Here is a 14,749-nt window from a genome sequence, read left to right as displayed (position 1 = left end):
TTCGACGTACATGCAGCCATGCTGCGTCGCAAAATTTGTGAACCGAGGATGCCAGTCGCGCGCGCGGCTCTCAAGCCAGTGCTGCGGCAACATATATTTTCCCATGCGGAAACAATAATTGGCAACTTTGCCCTATTTACGCCTAGTTCCAAACAATTGAATATAGGGTCCCGGCCTGCATAATCGCCGAAAACATACAGAAAACCGGGGCAGTTGCGATCTGCACCTGCCCCGGTCGGTATCTGTTATTTCATGCTTTGAACGCGACTTGGCCCAAACCGAAAACGATCATGATGCCCGTTTCGGCGACAATATCACGGATCTTCCGGGGCCGGTTTGCCCTGCGGGGCTTCTGGGACCGCATCGCTCTGATCGGCGGGGTTCAAACATTCCTTAAGCCAGACGTCATAAACCGGATGTTCAAGTGCCGACAGGCCGGGGCTCGATGCAAACATCCAGCCGGAAAACAGCTGTTCACGGGTCGATTGTCCGTCATCACGAACATCGGCAATTTCAAGGAAACTGGCACTTTCCGGGCGCTCTTCCGGCGGCGTGTTATAGCAGGCATCAACACGGATCGACAATGTGCCGAAACTTGCCACCTGCCCGACCGGCACCTCGAACGTCGAAATGCGTGCCGTGATTTTATCAAGCCCCTGAAGCTGGGCTACCGGTGCCGGACGATAATCAAGGGCGGCATAGGCCGTACCGATCATTGCACATGTCGAACAGATCGCGGCAATCGCAAAGGATCGTTTCATCTTGTTATTCAGTCCTGTGTATCGCTGGTGTCATACGGATTGTGCAGCTCGGCGACCAGATCGCGCATCACCTTGCGGAACTGTTCTTCGTCACAGCCCATCAAAAGCGCATCTTCAAGCGCATCCTGCATGATGTCGCGCAACTCGCCGAAATTGTCGTTCAAAACCTTGATCTTTTCCACGCAGGAAAGCGGCGAGCCATCGGTCGCCTGCCAGGTTGGAAAATGGTCCATCTGTTCGGTTTTTTTCATCAACCGCTCCGACATTTCTGCGCGGCAATCTTTCTGATTGCCCTGCTGTGCACCTTTACCGGTAAAACCGGCAAAATCATGACGCTTGCTGCTTACCCTGTTTCAAATGCCTTGCGACAGGGGACAGGTCCATATTCTACGAAACTTTTCTATTCTTTGCTATTGGTGCTCGAATAGATCACCTGACCGATCAGGTCTTCAAGATTCACCGATCCCTGGGTGTATTCGATCTCGCCGCCAGCTTCGATCATATCGATATCGCCACCCGGCTCCAACGCAACAAACTTGCCGCCCAGCAAACCGTCAGACGCAATCTTGGCCGAACTGTCCATCGGCAGGGCCAGATCGGATCGCAGCGACATTTTGACAACGGCCATATAGGTATTCGGATCAAGTTCCTGTGCGGTGACGCTACCGACTTTCACACCGGAAATACGGACATCATTGCCAACAGCCAGACCGTCAATACGGTTAAAGCTGGCTTTAATTTCATATCCGTCAACCGTATTGATACCGGCACGGCTATATGAATAGGCTGCAAATCCAACCGCGACGGCAATTACCGCAGCACCGGCAAGGGTTTCGATCAGTCTGTTGCTCATGGACCTTATCCGATCTGTATCTCTTTGACGGGCATATTGTATTGCACAGCGTCAAAACACAACCGCCCAAAACAAAAACGGGCGCGAGTTACCCCGCGCCCGCCGTATTTTTCAGTTCTTTTGGCCGATCAGCCTTCCGGCGACCATGCCTGATAGTCACCGGTCGCTTTCGCGCGCTTGCCACCATTATATTCGTGGCCCTGCGGGCGGTATGCATGTTTGGTCCCGGTCAGGTTCGGCAGATGCTCTTTCTGCCAGTCGTAACGATCCTCGGCCTTTTCAGACAGCGGCGCATCAACGGTGTAATGCAGCCAAGCATGCCATTCAGCCGGAACTTTCGACCCTTCAACAACACCTTTGTAAACCACCCAGCGCTTGGTGCGGCGGCCCTTGGCCGGAGTCTTTTCGGTGTAATAGACATTGCCGAAACGGTCTTCGCCAACGCGCTTGCCAAACAGCGCAGTAAAGATACGGGTGCCGACGGTGGCCATGTTGGGTCTCTCTCCAGATCTGGTTTGTCCGCCCGGCATCACAAGGAATGTTTCAGGCGGAACAGGGCACATGCGGTGTGTCCCCTGTCGAACAAGAGACTTATATGTCGCGATGTTGTTTGAAAGTCAATGTTTCAAGGACATTGCCAACGACGATATCACCATATTTGGTCCCTGCCCCGTCTATGGGCATCGGCAAGCTCAACCCAAACCGGAACCGGGGTGCGGAAACACTGATATTTACCGGTTCAAAACAACCCACAACTGCTTGTAGTGCGACGACTCATTGATCCGCATATATCTGGGGCATCTGTCCACCCGGTTATCCACAATCGTGCCCATATATATGGTATGTCGCCCTTCTTGATCCGCGTCGTTTCATGCCTGCGCATAAATCGAGACTTTAATATAAATATCAAACTGTTATCGCCGGTTCGCATGTTAACTATACGTATGAACAGCCACATTTTCAGGTTCGGACTGGAAATCGGCGGCAAACGGCGTTAGCTTGTCTCTACGTTGTGGCGGATCACTCGTGCCGACACAACATCTAGTCCGAGTCTTGTGACCGGCACACAATCTTGCGGGATTTGAAACCGCAGTTTTCCGGGCTTCCCGCCCTGATTCAGAGATTGTTAACGAGAATCCCCTCAGCATCGAATCAGCAAGACAGCAACCAACCCACTACATGTTGTGGTAAAAATTGCTGTCAACCACAAAGATTAGTGGACTGTGGCGAATTTTTGCCATTATATATTCCCCCACGGACCGGATGGTTCCAAGGGGGGACCACACCACCGAATACAGACATCTGCGACGCACCAGAAACGCCGGAAAATATCGGTAATTGGGGCAGCGCAATAGCAATGAGCAAACTATATAAAATCAGGCGATGTTGGCGCATTACCAGATAGCGCCTCCTTACGGCTGATCAAAACCGGAGCAGACCATGCGGATTACCAGAAAGTTCACTCAGGACGGTGTCAGCCCATATGCCGACATCGAATTTCGTAAGTCATCTTCCGTCATCAAAAACCCGGATGGTTCCGTCGTTTTTGCGATGAATGACATTGACATGCCCGCTTCCTTCTCACAGGTGGCGAGTGACGTTCTGGCTCAGAAATATTTCCGCAAGGCGGGCGTTCCGGTCGCGCTCAAACCGGTCAAGGAAAAGGACGTCCCGTCCTGGCTGTGGCGTCAGACTGCCGACACCGCCAAGCTTGACAAAATGCCGGCTGAAAAACGCTATACCAGCGAAACCAGCGCAACCCAGGTCTTTGATCGTCTTGCTGGCACCTGGACCTACTGGGGCTGGAAAGGCGGCTATTTTGATGCCGAATCCGATGCGCAGGCTTTCTTTGATGAAATGCGCTATCAGCTCTCCCACCAGATGGGTGCACCGAACTCTCCGCAGTGGTTCAACACCGGTCTGCATTGGGCCTATGGCATTGATGGCCCGGCACAGGGTCACTCCTATGTTGATTTCAAAACAGGCGAACTGACCAAATCGGCAAGCGCGTATGAACATCCGCAGCCGCATGCCTGCTTCATTCAGTCTGTTGCCGACGATCTGGTCAATGAAGGCGGCATCATGGATCTCTGGACCCGTGAAGCCCGCCTGTTCAAATTCGGCTCCGGTACCGGTTCGAACTTCTCCAACGTTCGTGGCGGCGGCGAGACCCTGTCGGGTGGCGGTCGTTCTTCGGGCCTGATGAGCTTCCTGAAAATCGGTGACCGTGCTGCTGGCGCGATCAAATCGGGTGGCACCACCCGCCGCGCAGCCAAAATGGTTGTGGTCGATATTGATCACCCGGACATCGAAGAATATATTGATTGGAAAGTCGTCGAAGAGCAGAAAGTTGCTGCCCTCGTCGCCGGTTCCAAACTGGCTGAAAAGCACCTGACCGCTGTTCTTGCGGCCTGCACCAACTGGGACGGTGCCGCTGATTCGGAATACCGCTTCATTCCGCGCAACAACCCGCAGCTCAAAGAAGCTGTGCTGGCTGCCCGCGCTGTCATGATCCCGGATTCCTATATCAACAAGATCATCGAATTCGCTCGTCAGGGCTTCACCGAGATCAGCTTCAAAACCTATGACACTGACTGGGATTCCGAAGCATATCTGACCGTTTCCGGCCAGAACTCGAACAACTCTGTTCGTGTGTCGAACGACTTCCTTCAGGCTGTTCTGGATAATTCCGACTGGAACCTGACCCGACGCACCGACGGCAAAGTCTCCAAAACCGTCAATGCACGTGATCTTTGGGACAAGGTTGGCGAAGCTGCTTGGGCTTGTGCTGATCCGGGCATCCAGTACGACACCACGATTAACGAATGGCACACCTGCCCGAATTCGGGTCGCATCAATGCGTCCAACCCGTGCTCGGAATATATGTTCCTTGATGACACCGCATGTAACCTTGCATCGCTTAACCTGATGAACTTCCGTTCTGATGATGGCGGTGTGGACATCGCAGCCTATGAACATGCCGTTCGTCTGTGGACTGTGGTTCTTGAAATCTCGGTTCTGATGGCACAGTTCCCGTCGGATCGTATTGCGGAACTTTCCTATCGTTACCGTACGCTCGGCCTTGGCTATGCCAACATTGGCGGCCTGCTGATGAGCATGGGTATCTCCTATGACAGCGACGAAGGCCGTGCGATTGGCGCGTCCCTGACCGCGATCATGTGCGGTATTTCCTATGCGACCTCGGCCGAAATGGCTGGCGAACAGGGTCCGTTCCCGGGCTATGGCGATAACGCCTCTGAAATGCTGCGCGTCATGCGTAACCATCGCCGCGCGGCTTATGGCGAACAGGAAGGCTACGAAGGCCTGTCGATCAATCCGGTTCCGCTGGTTGCTGCCGACAGCCCCTATGCCGATCTTCCGGTTGCTGCCCGCGCTGCTTGGGACAAGGCACTGGAACTGGGTGAAAAACACGGTTACCGCAACGCCCAGACCACCGTTATTGCGCCGACCGGCACCATCGGTCTGGTCATGGATTGCGACACCACCGGCATCGAGCCTGACTTCGCACTCGTGAAGTTCAAAAAGCTTGCTGGCGGCGGTTACTTCAAAATCATCAACCGCACCGTTCCGGTTGCGCTTGCAACGCTCGGCTATACCGAAAACCAGATCCGCGACATTGAAAAATACGCGGTTGGTCACGGTACGCTGGTTGGTTCGCCGGCCGTCTCCCATGACGATCTGCGCGCCAAAGGTTTCGATGACGACGCAATTGCCAAGGTCGAAGGCGCCCTTAAAAACGCATTCGACATCAAATTCGTCTTCAACAAATACACCTTTGGCGATGATTTCTGCATCAACACCCTTGGCCTGGATGCCAAAGCCATCAATTCGATGGACTTTGACATGCTTGCCGCCCTCGGGTTTGACAAGAAACAGATCGAAGCTGCCAACACCTATGTTTGTGGTTCGATGACCCTCGAACAGGCCCCGCACCTGCGTGACGAAGACCTGTCGGTCTTTGATTGTGCAAACCCGTGTGGCCGTATCGGCAAACGTTACCTGTCGGCTGAAAGCCACATCCGCATGATGGCCGCGGCTCAGCCGTTCATCTCGGGTGCGATTTCGAAAACCATCAACATGCCGAGCAGCGCCAACATTCAGGATTGCAAGGACGCCTATATGCTGTCCTGGCGTCTGGGTCTGAAGGCAAACGCCCTGTATCGTGATGGCTCGAAACTCAGCCAGCCGCTGAACTCTGCCCTCGTCGAGGAAGAGGATTACTCGGATCAGCCGTCCGCCGCCAAGGCAGCCGCCGCATCCGAGCAGATCGTCGAAAAAATCATCGAACGCGTCATCCGTGGTGATCGTCGCTCGCTTCCGGGTCGCCGCAAAGGCTACACCCAGAAGGCCACCGTTGGCGGTCACAAGGTTTACCTGCGCACCGGTGAATATGAAGACGGCAAGCTTGGCGAAATCTTCATCGACATGCACAAGGAAGGCGCTGCTTTCCGCTCGCTGATGAACAACTTCGCAATCGCGGTTTCCATCGGCCTGCAATATGGCGTTCCGCTGGAAGAATATGTCGAAGCCTTCACCTTCACCCGCTTTGAACCGTCGGGTATGGTTTCGGGCAACGATGCGATCAAGATGGCAACCTCCATTCTTGATTACATGTTCCGCGAACTGGCGATCTCTTACCTTGGTCGTAACGATCTTGCCCACGTTCAGCCGTCCGACATCCTTCCGGATGCGGTTGGCGAAGGTGTCGCCGAAGGTGACCTTGGCGAAGCAGCCAAGAAATCCGGCGATCAGGCGATCGAAACCATCCGCAAGGTTGCCTCTTCGGGCTTCGTACGTCGCAACCTCTATGTTGTTGACGGCGGCGCACAGACCGAAGAACGCGTTATCGAAGTCAAGTCCACCGGCACCGACGGTCATGGCCACAATCACAGCCATGAAACCACCGCAAGTGCCGCAACCACCGCTGCCCCGTCAGCACCGCAGAACAATGCGATCCTGACCACCAGCGAAGAAGTCATCGCCAAAACCGATGACAAGATGGACAAAATTCGCGAAGCCCGCATGAAGGGTTACGAAGGCGACGGTTGCCCGGATTGCGGCAACTTCACCCTGGTGCGTAACGGCACCTGCCTGAAATGCGACTCTTGCGGCGCGACCACCGGTTGCTCCTAAGGGTTACGGCCCGAACGACTTCTGATCTGATCAGCAAAACGGCCGGGGATTTCCCCGGCCGTTTTTGTTTTCAGGCTATCATTGCATCACGCTTTGGCTACTGCGCTTATCCCGGTTTGCCATCCGCACGCACAGACAAAAGCTTCGGCACAAACACCACAAGATAAAGAACAAAACTCAGAACCCACAAAACCGATGCCGTACCGATCATTACGTCATAGGGGATCACGTCGACATAGCTTCCCCCTACCCGCAGCACCGCCGAAAGATTGATCAGGATAAGCGCGCCATAAAGTCCTGTCGAAAACTGCAATGCACGTCCGCTATGGCGCAGACCGGCAATTCCCATAACGGTCAGGATCGCGATTCCCGCGGCACCAATCCCCAATCCATGCAGAAAATCGCTCCCAAGACCTATTCCCCAAATTGACGATATCCCGATCCCGGCAAAACCAGCCGCAATCCAGCCATGTCCCAGATAAAGCCCCAAAACATAGGGACGGCGCAAAACGCGCCCGATGTGAAAATCGCTCATGACGTCGAGCTGGGCTGCTGCGGCGGCAAGGGCGATCCATCCCCCAACCGCGTGGCCGGGGGAAACTCCATCAACCAACAGATAAAGCAACACCACAAAGTTTGCCAAATTCCGGCGCGGCGGTGTCGGGCGAAAGATCGGATCACATCCGTCTTCTTCCAAGGCGAAATTAACCACAACCATCGCAATGCGCGTCGTTGACAACACAATCAACACCACCATCAACAAAACAGCTGATCTCAGGCCAATTCCGTCCCATGCGGCACCACCATGAAACTCCCCCTCGAAAGAAACACCGGCAAAAAACAGAACCTGCGCCAGAAACAATCCCGCAATAACCCAAACAAATCCGGCATGGCGGTAAATCCGTGCAGCAATCATCGCCCGCGCCACAAGCCACAAAAGCACCGGTAAAAACGCAAGATTAACAAGTGCCACCAAGGTAATTGGCAGTATGGCGGCAAACATCATCACACCACGCCCGGCCAGCCACAACGCAACAAGCCAAACCAGTCCCCGTCCGCAAAGCGGCGCCGATGACGTCCAGCTTGGCAATGCTGTCAGGATAAATCCGGCAAGGGCTGCCACCATAAAACCGTAAATCAATTCATGCCCATGCCAAAGCCCCGGTGACGTCAAGGGCAACGGATCCGCACCACTAAACAAAACAAAGACCCAGACCGGAATGATCGCAATGGCGTAACCTGCTGCCAGAAGAAAGAAGGGCCTGAATGCATAAGCCCAAACGGGATGCTGATAAAAGCGATCCATCAAAGTTTCTCTATATCCTGTGCCCGGAATGCCCGCGCCACCACCGGCACAGCCAGCAAATCACCAACCGCGCTAAAAATGTCTCGTTCTGGACGGCAACCAGGTATACCGGGCATCGCGTGTTGATAAACAATCCCGCGCGGATGCCGGTCCATAACAACAATGACGTCACTGATCCGGGCTGCTTCGACCAAATCATGGGTAATAAACACCGCCGTCAATCCACGCTCTGAAATCTGGCGCACCAGTAAATCCTGCAATTCCTGGCGCAAGCCGATATCAAGCGCGCTGAACGGCTCGTCAAGCAACAGCAAATCCGGCTCAATCACCAGGGCGCGACCAAGGGCAACACGCTGACGCATCCCGCCACTCAGTTCATGTGGATACTTGTCCAGATCACGCCGATCAAGGCCAAGCGTGGCGGCCAATGCCTCAATCCGGCAGCGAAAATCGATGCTTTTCTGCCCCCGGGCAACAAGACCAAATGCCATGTTGTCCCCCGCACGCTTCCACGGCAACAAACGCGGTTCCTGAAACACCATTCCCGGATTACGAAAGCCACATTCAAGACTGCCGCTATCCGCATCCATCAATCCCGCCGCAATCATCAACAATGTCGTCTTGCCACAGCCCGACGGCCCAACCAGAGAAACAATCTTGCCCTGCCCGATCTCCAGCGAGATATCAGAAAATATTTCCTGCCCCATTCGACTGATCGAAACGGATTTCCACGCCAGCATCACATCCTCCGCATCTGACTGGAATTCCCGTGTCCGGCAGGACGCTGACGCCATGTTTCCGTACGCCGTTTAAGTGGCTCCAGGACAAGATATTCGACCATCAGCAACAATCCGACAGTCGCAACAATCCACGCCATCGTCGCAGCCATGTCAAGATTGACCCGCGCGGTTGCCATTCTGGCGCCAATCCCGTCCGAGGTCGCCAGAAGTTCGGCCATCACCGCAACCTTCCAAGCCATGCCAAGTGCCGTAATCCAGGCAGGAAACAGATAGGACAGGATATGAGGAAGATGCACATCAACAAAAATGCGTAACCGGGTAGCACGAAAAATACGCGCCATATCCTCAAGGTCGCGGTCTAGGGTACGTGTGCCCTCCACCGCCCCGGCAAAGGTAATCGGAATGCTGGTGACAATAACCGTAAACATCGGTGTCATGCCGGTCGGCCCGAACCACAGCAACGCCAGCACAATCCATGCAATTGGCGGAATACCAAGCAATACCGTCACCACCGGGCGCACTGCCCGGGCGGCTGTTATCGACAACCCGGCCATGACCCCGACCAGACTGCCAATCAGCCCGGAAACCGCAAATCCGCCAATTGCGCGAATGGCCGTATCGGATGCCGCCGATACCGCCGATCCGTCGTGCACAAAATCCCCAAACCGCGCCAGAGCATCAGCCGGGGCTGGCAGGATAAAATCGCCATACACAGCATGCCCGGCTTCCCAAAGCGCAACAAACAGGAAAAGACCAACCAGCGCCCCCCAGACACTCCAGAAATAAACAGCAATGTCTTTTACAACGCCCATCACGCCTTTTCCTGCCTCTGGTCAAAGCGAAAGGTAAAATTCATCTGCGGGTAATTTACCGCCGATGATATCGGGTGATTGCTGCGCCAGCGTTTCAAAGAAAAATTCAAGATCTGCGCGCGCATCTCCGGCCGAAACCATCCGCAAATTGGAGTAGGGAATGGATTTCTCGATTACTGGCCCACCAATCTCCAGATAATCCTGTGCCAGTCGCCCGGCACTTGCCGGATTGTTGTTCACCCAGTCGGTCGACTGTGCTGCCTGTATGTTGAATGCCGTCACAAAATCAGGCTTGCGCGCCAAAAGGCCGTCACTGACCACGGCACCGGCCTGCGGAATAAACGGTGCCCGCCCGGTCGCCCGTCCCCATTCGTCCTGAAGGCTCAAAACCCGATCTACACTGACAGATGCGCCAAGCCCCTTAAGAATAGATGCTGTGGCAAGCGGTTCCGGCAAAATCGCGGTATCAACCCGCCCCGATAACAAATATTGCACTGCTTCAAGCGGGGTTGCCGTGTAAACAATCTCAATATCCTTATCTGCCGATATCCCGTTGGCGCTGAGAATATGGCGAAACACAAGATCGGGCATATCATTGCGAAACGGCATGACAATCGTTTTTCCGCCAATATCGGAAAGTGATGTTACGGCTCGATCCGTGCTCATCATATAAAGCAGGCCCCAGGTCATCACATTCGCCATCTTGACCGGCAATCCGCGATTAAACAGGTTCGCCCCGGTATAGGTCGGCACAATCGTGATTTCCATTTCACCTGAAACAACCCCGGCCCGCATTTGATCGGGTGTCCGCCAGACCCGAAAAACCGACCCCGGTGCCGCGTCTTGTATCGCACTGCTTTCCGTCAAATGTGCCAGTGCAATCGACGGGCCGACCGGCGGCCCCCAAATGCCAACCGCATCCCCCGTTTTCAGTGCCCCGGCAAGAACAGAACGCGAAGACAATGCAATCGCACCGCTGGCAGCTACGCCAGCCAAGAAATTCCGTCGATCAAGATTTTTGGCATTGAACATTTTTATCTCCTTAAAACAGCATCAAACATTCGTGCCGCACTAGAAATTACCCGACAGGCGTATCCAGATGGCCCGCCCCGGCGCATAGATCGTTGATTTTCCTGGGTTTTCGACGTGATTGCCTTTAATGTATTCGCGGTAATCACGGTCAAACAGGTTGTCGATCCCCGCGCTCAGGGACACCCGGTCGTAAACCTGCATTCCGGCGTAAAGATCCAGCACACCAAACCCACCGGTATGCTCGTCAAAGCCACTCCCCCTATTGCTGTCATCATCAAGACGGTTCTGATCAGCCACCAGACGCAACCGGGAACCGACATTCCACGTTCCAAGGCTGCTGAGATTTTCGTGATAGTCGACGAGAAAATTGGCTTCAAGCGGGGCCACCTGATAGACAGCCCGATTGTCCGTTGTGTTTTCGGCCCGCTGCCAGACCATATTCATCTGGCCCGACAGATTACGTGTCGCATTCCATTGCAGGTCGGCGGTTGCCGCCATCCAGTTCGCATCAACATTGCGAAAAACATAGGCCCCGTCGCTTAACAGGACCCCGCTTTGTCCACGCGCCCGATCAAGGGTAATAAAGTCATTAATCTGGTCGTAATAGACCGATCCACTCAGGCGTAGGGATTGGAACAGCCCGGCCCCCGGCTTCTTGCGTTGATAGTCAAGATAGGCATCGTCTTCAAAGACCGCGCCAAGTTCGAACTTGTGATGTTTTTCCGCTGAAAGCTGTGGGTTCCCGATCCAGCGCGATGTCGTAGCACCGGTTACGGCATGGTATTTCTCGATATTATCCGCTGATCGTACAATTCGTGATGCGTCTCCATAAACCGTAAGACCGGCGGGATGAACAAGTTGCTCGTAACGCAAACGCCCGCTCAGATTATGATCCGTGGCCTCAAGGTCGGTGGTTCCGTAATAGCTGCTATAAAGGGTTCTCGGGCTGATATTGAACAATGCTGGGTTTGGCCCGCCATCGGGCACCTCGTCAGCGGCCCCCGGTGCTGTAGTGACCCGTTCAAACCGAATGCCGGCCTTCAGGGTCTGATCCTGCTCCGAGCCAAAACTTTTTCCCGTATCAAGATTAAGCGCCAGCGTGTCGCGATCAACATCCGGGATTCGGACGGAATTGACTTTGTCGCCATTTGTGACGTTATAGCGCCTTGCGACATGGTTATCGTGCGTTCCGGTAAATGTCAGGACATTTTCCCAGCCCTCCTTCTCAAACGATGCCTTGCCCTGCCCTTCCCAAATCCGGCGATCAATCGCAACCCGCATTTTCTGGCCGCTGTTGCTGCGCAGGCTGTAATTGTCCGCACGACGATCCAGATCAATCACTTTTAAACCGGCTTTAAAATCAACGCCTGTGCCAAAAATATCGTGTGTTTCAAGGATACCCCGACCAACCTTGCGATCTGTTTCAAGCAAATCCAGACCATGATGGGGTTGTTTCTCATCGGTAATATCATCCTGGATCCCGACAAGTTTCAGCGATGCCAACGGCGAAGGTGTCCACCCGGTGACAAACTGACGCACCTCACGGCGATACCCGGCATTAACCTGTTCACCATCACCACTTGCATAAGTGCCGGAATCTTCCAATCGATACCCTCCCATGGCAAATCCCTGGGCCCCTTTGATGGCAGCTTGCCCGGCATAGGTTTTTGTATCCCCGGCCCCGTCAAAACGGGTCGTTATCTTCACCGGGCGCTTTGCGTCCAGCACACTGTCTTCAACCCCTTCGGATTTTTCCAGTACACCATGGCGGAACTGATGCATCGGGTCCGACTTCAACAATGTTTCCGGTGTTACCAGTTTCGGCGGCCCACCTTTGGCATGGCGTTGCACCTCCTGCGGATCAACAAATAATTCCTGTGCAACAACGCCCTCGGACAGCGTCATCCAGAATACACACCCCAGAACAAGGGCAGTCCCCCCGGACAAACGTTTCATGAGCCTCATATCAAATTCCCATTCCCGTGATCAGTGACCAAATTGACTGGCACAAATACGCCCAATCAAATGCAACTGGTTTTGCGAATCATTTTCATAAACAGGAGATATAGGGCCCCATCGGGGGCATCCTTGATTTTGGTCAAGAATCGATACTAAGTCTCAATCTCAATAAAAACTCCTCCAAATCAACAAGTTGGCAATTTTCGGTATAATCCGTGCGATACAGGCTTTTCTTGAAAAACAAAGCTGGAAATTGCAGGCTACGGAATGATGAAACCGTGACCATAAGGTACTGCTGTCATGTCCCTGCTTGACACTTCTTCGGCATTGATCGTTCTTGATGTGCAAAAGGCGATGGATCATCCGCGCTGGAATGCCAAAAACAATCCCGGTTATGCCGATGTGATTGCCAAACTGCTGGCGGCCTTTCGGTCGGAAAATCTTCCGGTCATTCATATCCGCCACGAAGACGCCAATCCGGCCTCAAGCTTCTATGTCAATGGCCCCGGACAACCGTTCAAGGACGAGGTCACACCGCGTGATGGCGAAACCGTGATTGCCAAGCAGCAAAACTGCGCCTTTGTCGGAACGCCCCTTGAACAACATCTGCGTGACCACGGCATCAAACGCCTGATCTTTACCGGGGTTGTGATCCATAACTCGCTGGATGTCACCATCCGCATGGCCCATTGTCTGGGATTTGAAAACTGGTTGCCGCTTGATGCGACCACGGCAATTGATGTCACCGATGCCAACGGCCGGACTTTCCCGGCACAGGATGTTTTTGATCTCTACGCCGCGGTTCTGGCGTCGGAATATTGCCAACTGACAGACAGCACCGCCGTCCTGTCCGCCCTGGCCTGACAGAACCAGTCCGGGCCGGGCCGGGCAATTTGGCATCAACTCAGGCCATGGATCCAGTTTTCATAACGATGATCAATTGGCCCGCTTTCCGGTCCGCTCGTTCGCGGGGCGACGCCTGCCCGCACATCACCCGGCGTAACCTCATAGCGATTGCGAAAGGCCCGAATAAACCCGGCATCGGTCGCATAGCCGCATTCAAGGGCAATGTCATAGATCGAACTGCTGCGTTTGGCCGGATCACTTAACAATTTAAGCCCGTGGCGCAACCGCATATCGCGCAGATACTGGTTCACCCCGCCATATTGCGCAAACAGCTGATAAAGATGGCTGCGCGACATGCCAAGATCGGATGCTGCCAGTTGCGGCGTCAAATCGGCCGATAACATGTTTTGCCGGAAATAGCGCCGCGCCCTGACCAGCTTATCAAGGTCCATGCGGATGGCATTGCTTTCGCCATTCTCGCCCGACACCCCGTTCATGCAGGCCACCAGCATCATGACAATCGACTGCTGCACAACCGCAATCTGTTCATCATTAAGCAAATCAATATGATGATGCAGGGATAAAATCTGGTCATGAACCATCCGCACCAGCGGATCACGCTCTGACATAAAGCGCAAATTATGGTCATCAGGATTGGTCAGCTGATCTTCCATAAGCCGGCGCGGCAAGAACAGATGCAAGGAATTAAAGGAACTGGTTTGCGCCTCTGTCGGCTGCGCCAGATCAAGTAAAAGCAACCCGCCATGTCGAATGGTATCACCGCCCAGCCCTTTTTCGGCGGCGACATGTCCGCTGGTAAAAAGCTGCACATTGTAATGATCAAGGCCATCACGGCCTGCCATCTGGGCGGATCGGACAAATTGCTGGGACTGGCTTTGCGCCTGCACCATCACCATGTCCTTGTGGCACCATGAATTCAGGTTGGCCTTAAATCCGTCCTTGCGGTTCTGGCTGCTGGTATCGACGGCATAGACGCAATTGATACTGTCTTTCCAGACTTCAAACTGTTGCCCGGTCGGAAGCTCATCAAGCGAGAAAACCGATTTTTCAAGTATCTTGCTTCTGGGTGCCGGTTGCTGGCCCATCCAAAATGCGTCCTGCGAAAAGAACAATCACACCTGTTAACCTACTATAATTTCAGGCTATTTTCAAGGTCATTCATCTTTTACACTCTGAAAACCTGACGCATCCCCCATCGCACAGATGGCAACAGACTGTTGCCAAACCGCATCTGGTCTCGGGCACATGACAGGTCCATATTAAGG

Annotated in this window: 12 protein-coding genes; 2 read left to right on the top strand and 10 right to left on the bottom strand. The window is 53.9% G+C overall.

Features of this window, described 5'->3' with window-relative positions:
- Window positions 1-314: 314 nt before the first annotated feature.
- The 4 genes from TH19_RS11295 to TH19_RS11280 all read right to left on the bottom strand — a co-directional run bounded on the left by TH19_RS11295 (window position 315) and on the right by TH19_RS11280 (window position 2,105).
- On the bottom strand, window positions 315-761 hold the full coding sequence (locus TH19_RS11295) for a DUF2155 domain-containing protein (RefSeq protein WP_114102448.1): 447 nt from the start codon (window positions 759-761) through the stop codon (window positions 315-317).
- 8 nt (window positions 762-769) lie between these two features.
- Window positions 770-1,012: a hypothetical protein gene (locus tag TH19_RS11290; protein ID WP_114102494.1), complete on the bottom strand. Its 243-nt coding sequence runs from the start codon at window positions 1,010-1,012 to the stop codon at window positions 770-772.
- 149 nt (window positions 1,013-1,161) lie between these two features.
- Window positions 1,162-1,614: an outer membrane lipid asymmetry maintenance protein MlaD gene (gene mlaD / locus TH19_RS11285; RefSeq protein ID WP_114102447.1), complete on the bottom strand. Its 453-nt coding sequence runs from the start codon at window positions 1,612-1,614 to the stop codon at window positions 1,162-1,164.
- A gap of 128 nt (window positions 1,615-1,742) precedes the next feature.
- Window positions 1,743-2,105 (bottom strand): NADH:ubiquinone oxidoreductase subunit NDUFA12, encoded by a 363-nt coding sequence (locus tag TH19_RS11280; RefSeq protein WP_114102446.1) that lies wholly within the window; start codon window positions 2,103-2,105, stop codon window positions 1,743-1,745.
- A gap of 949 nt (window positions 2,106-3,054) precedes the next feature.
- Here TH19_RS11280 and TH19_RS11275 point away from each other — a divergent pair.
- Entirely contained in the window at window positions 3,055-6,768 is a 3,714-nt protein-coding gene (locus TH19_RS11275; protein ID WP_114102445.1) for a vitamin B12-dependent ribonucleotide reductase, read from the top strand.
- A gap of 106 nt (window positions 6,769-6,874) precedes the next feature.
- On the opposite strand, the gene TH19_RS11270 is transcribed toward TH19_RS11275, so the two are convergent.
- From TH19_RS11270 to TH19_RS11250, 5 genes are read right to left on the bottom strand one after another with little or no spacing between them, the layout of a single operon-like run.
- Complete coding sequence (locus tag TH19_RS11270; protein WP_114102444.1) at window positions 6,875-8,074, bottom strand: NnrS family protein; 1,200 nt, start codon at window positions 8,072-8,074, stop codon at window positions 6,875-6,877.
- A complete protein-coding gene (locus TH19_RS11265; RefSeq protein ID WP_114102443.1) occupies window positions 8,074-8,814 on the bottom strand; it encodes an ABC transporter ATP-binding protein in 741 nt (246 codons plus the stop codon). The genes TH19_RS11270 and TH19_RS11265 overlap by 1 nt, the downstream gene beginning before the upstream one ends.
- Entirely contained in the window at window positions 8,814-9,626 is an 813-nt protein-coding gene (locus TH19_RS11260) for an ABC transporter permease (protein ID WP_114102442.1), read from the bottom strand. Before TH19_RS11260 ends, TH19_RS11265 begins: the two co-directional genes overlap by 1 nt.
- A 21-nt stretch (window positions 9,627-9,647) precedes the next feature.
- Window positions 9,648-10,658 carry an ABC transporter substrate-binding protein gene (locus TH19_RS11255; RefSeq protein WP_114102441.1) on the bottom strand — a complete coding sequence of 337 codons (1,011 nt, stop codon included), beginning with the start codon at window positions 10,656-10,658 and terminating at the stop codon, window positions 9,648-9,650.
- 39 nt (window positions 10,659-10,697) lie between these two features.
- Window positions 10,698-12,614 (bottom strand): TonB-dependent receptor domain-containing protein, encoded by a 1,917-nt coding sequence (locus TH19_RS11250; protein WP_181846391.1) that lies wholly within the window; start codon window positions 12,612-12,614, stop codon window positions 10,698-10,700.
- Window positions 12,615-12,917: 303 nt separating this feature from the next.
- Between TH19_RS11250 and TH19_RS11245 the strand changes: the two genes are divergently transcribed.
- Window positions 12,918-13,481, top strand: coding sequence for an isochorismatase family protein (locus tag TH19_RS11245; protein WP_114102439.1), 564 nt, complete (start codon window positions 12,918-12,920; stop codon window positions 13,479-13,481).
- Window positions 13,482-13,516: 35 nt separating this feature from the next.
- Here the strand turns inward: TH19_RS11245 and TH19_RS11240 are convergent, their stop codons facing one another.
- A complete protein-coding gene (locus TH19_RS11240; RefSeq protein ID WP_114102438.1) occupies window positions 13,517-14,569 on the bottom strand; it encodes a helix-turn-helix domain-containing protein in 1,053 nt (350 codons plus the stop codon).
- Between the last annotated feature and the right edge of the window lie 180 nt (window positions 14,570-14,749).

The organism is Thalassospira profundimaris (genome assembly GCF_003326675.1).
Taxonomy (GTDB): Bacteria; Pseudomonadota; Alphaproteobacteria; order Rhodospirillales; family Thalassospiraceae; genus Thalassospira; species Thalassospira aquimaris.
This window is presented reverse-complemented; position numbering and strand designations above follow the sequence as displayed.

Bases quoted from the DNA above. Each gene is read 5' to 3' on its own strand.
- TH19_RS11245 (WP_114102439.1), top strand. From the start codon at position 12,918: ATGTCCCTGCTTGACACTTCTTCGGCATTGATCGTTCTTGATGTGCAA.
- TH19_RS11240 (WP_114102438.1), bottom strand. From the start codon at position 14,569: ATGGGCCAGCAACCGGCACCCAGAAGCAAGATACTTGAAAAATCGGTT.
- TH19_RS11295 (WP_114102448.1), bottom strand. From the start codon at position 761: ATGAAACGATCCTTTGCGATTGCCGCGATCTGTTCGACATGTGCAATG.
- TH19_RS11260 (WP_114102442.1), bottom strand. From the start codon at position 9,626: ATGGGCGTTGTAAAAGACATTGCTGTTTATTTCTGGAGTGTCTGGGGG.
- TH19_RS11275 (WP_114102445.1), top strand. From the start codon at position 3,055: ATGCGGATTACCAGAAAGTTCACTCAGGACGGTGTCAGCCCATATGCC.
- TH19_RS11280 (WP_114102446.1), bottom strand. From the start codon at position 2,105: ATGGCCACCGTCGGCACCCGTATCTTTACTGCGCTGTTTGGCAAGCGC.
- TH19_RS11270 (WP_114102444.1), bottom strand. From the start codon at position 8,074: ATGGATCGCTTTTATCAGCATCCCGTTTGGGCTTATGCATTCAGGCCC.
- TH19_RS11255 (WP_114102441.1), bottom strand. From the start codon at position 10,658: ATGTTCAATGCCAAAAATCTTGATCGACGGAATTTCTTGGCTGGCGTA.
- mlaD (WP_114102447.1), bottom strand. From the start codon at position 1,614: ATGAGCAACAGACTGATCGAAACCCTTGCCGGTGCTGCGGTAATTGCC.
- TH19_RS11265 (WP_114102443.1), bottom strand. From the start codon at position 8,814: ATGCTGGCGTGGAAATCCGTTTCGATCAGTCGAATGGGGCAGGAAATA.
- TH19_RS11250 (WP_181846391.1), bottom strand. From the start codon at position 12,614: ATGAAACGTTTGTCCGGGGGGACTGCCCTTGTTCTGGGGTGTGTATTC.
- TH19_RS11290 (WP_114102494.1), bottom strand. From the start codon at position 1,012: ATGAAAAAAACCGAACAGATGGACCATTTTCCAACCTGGCAGGCGACC.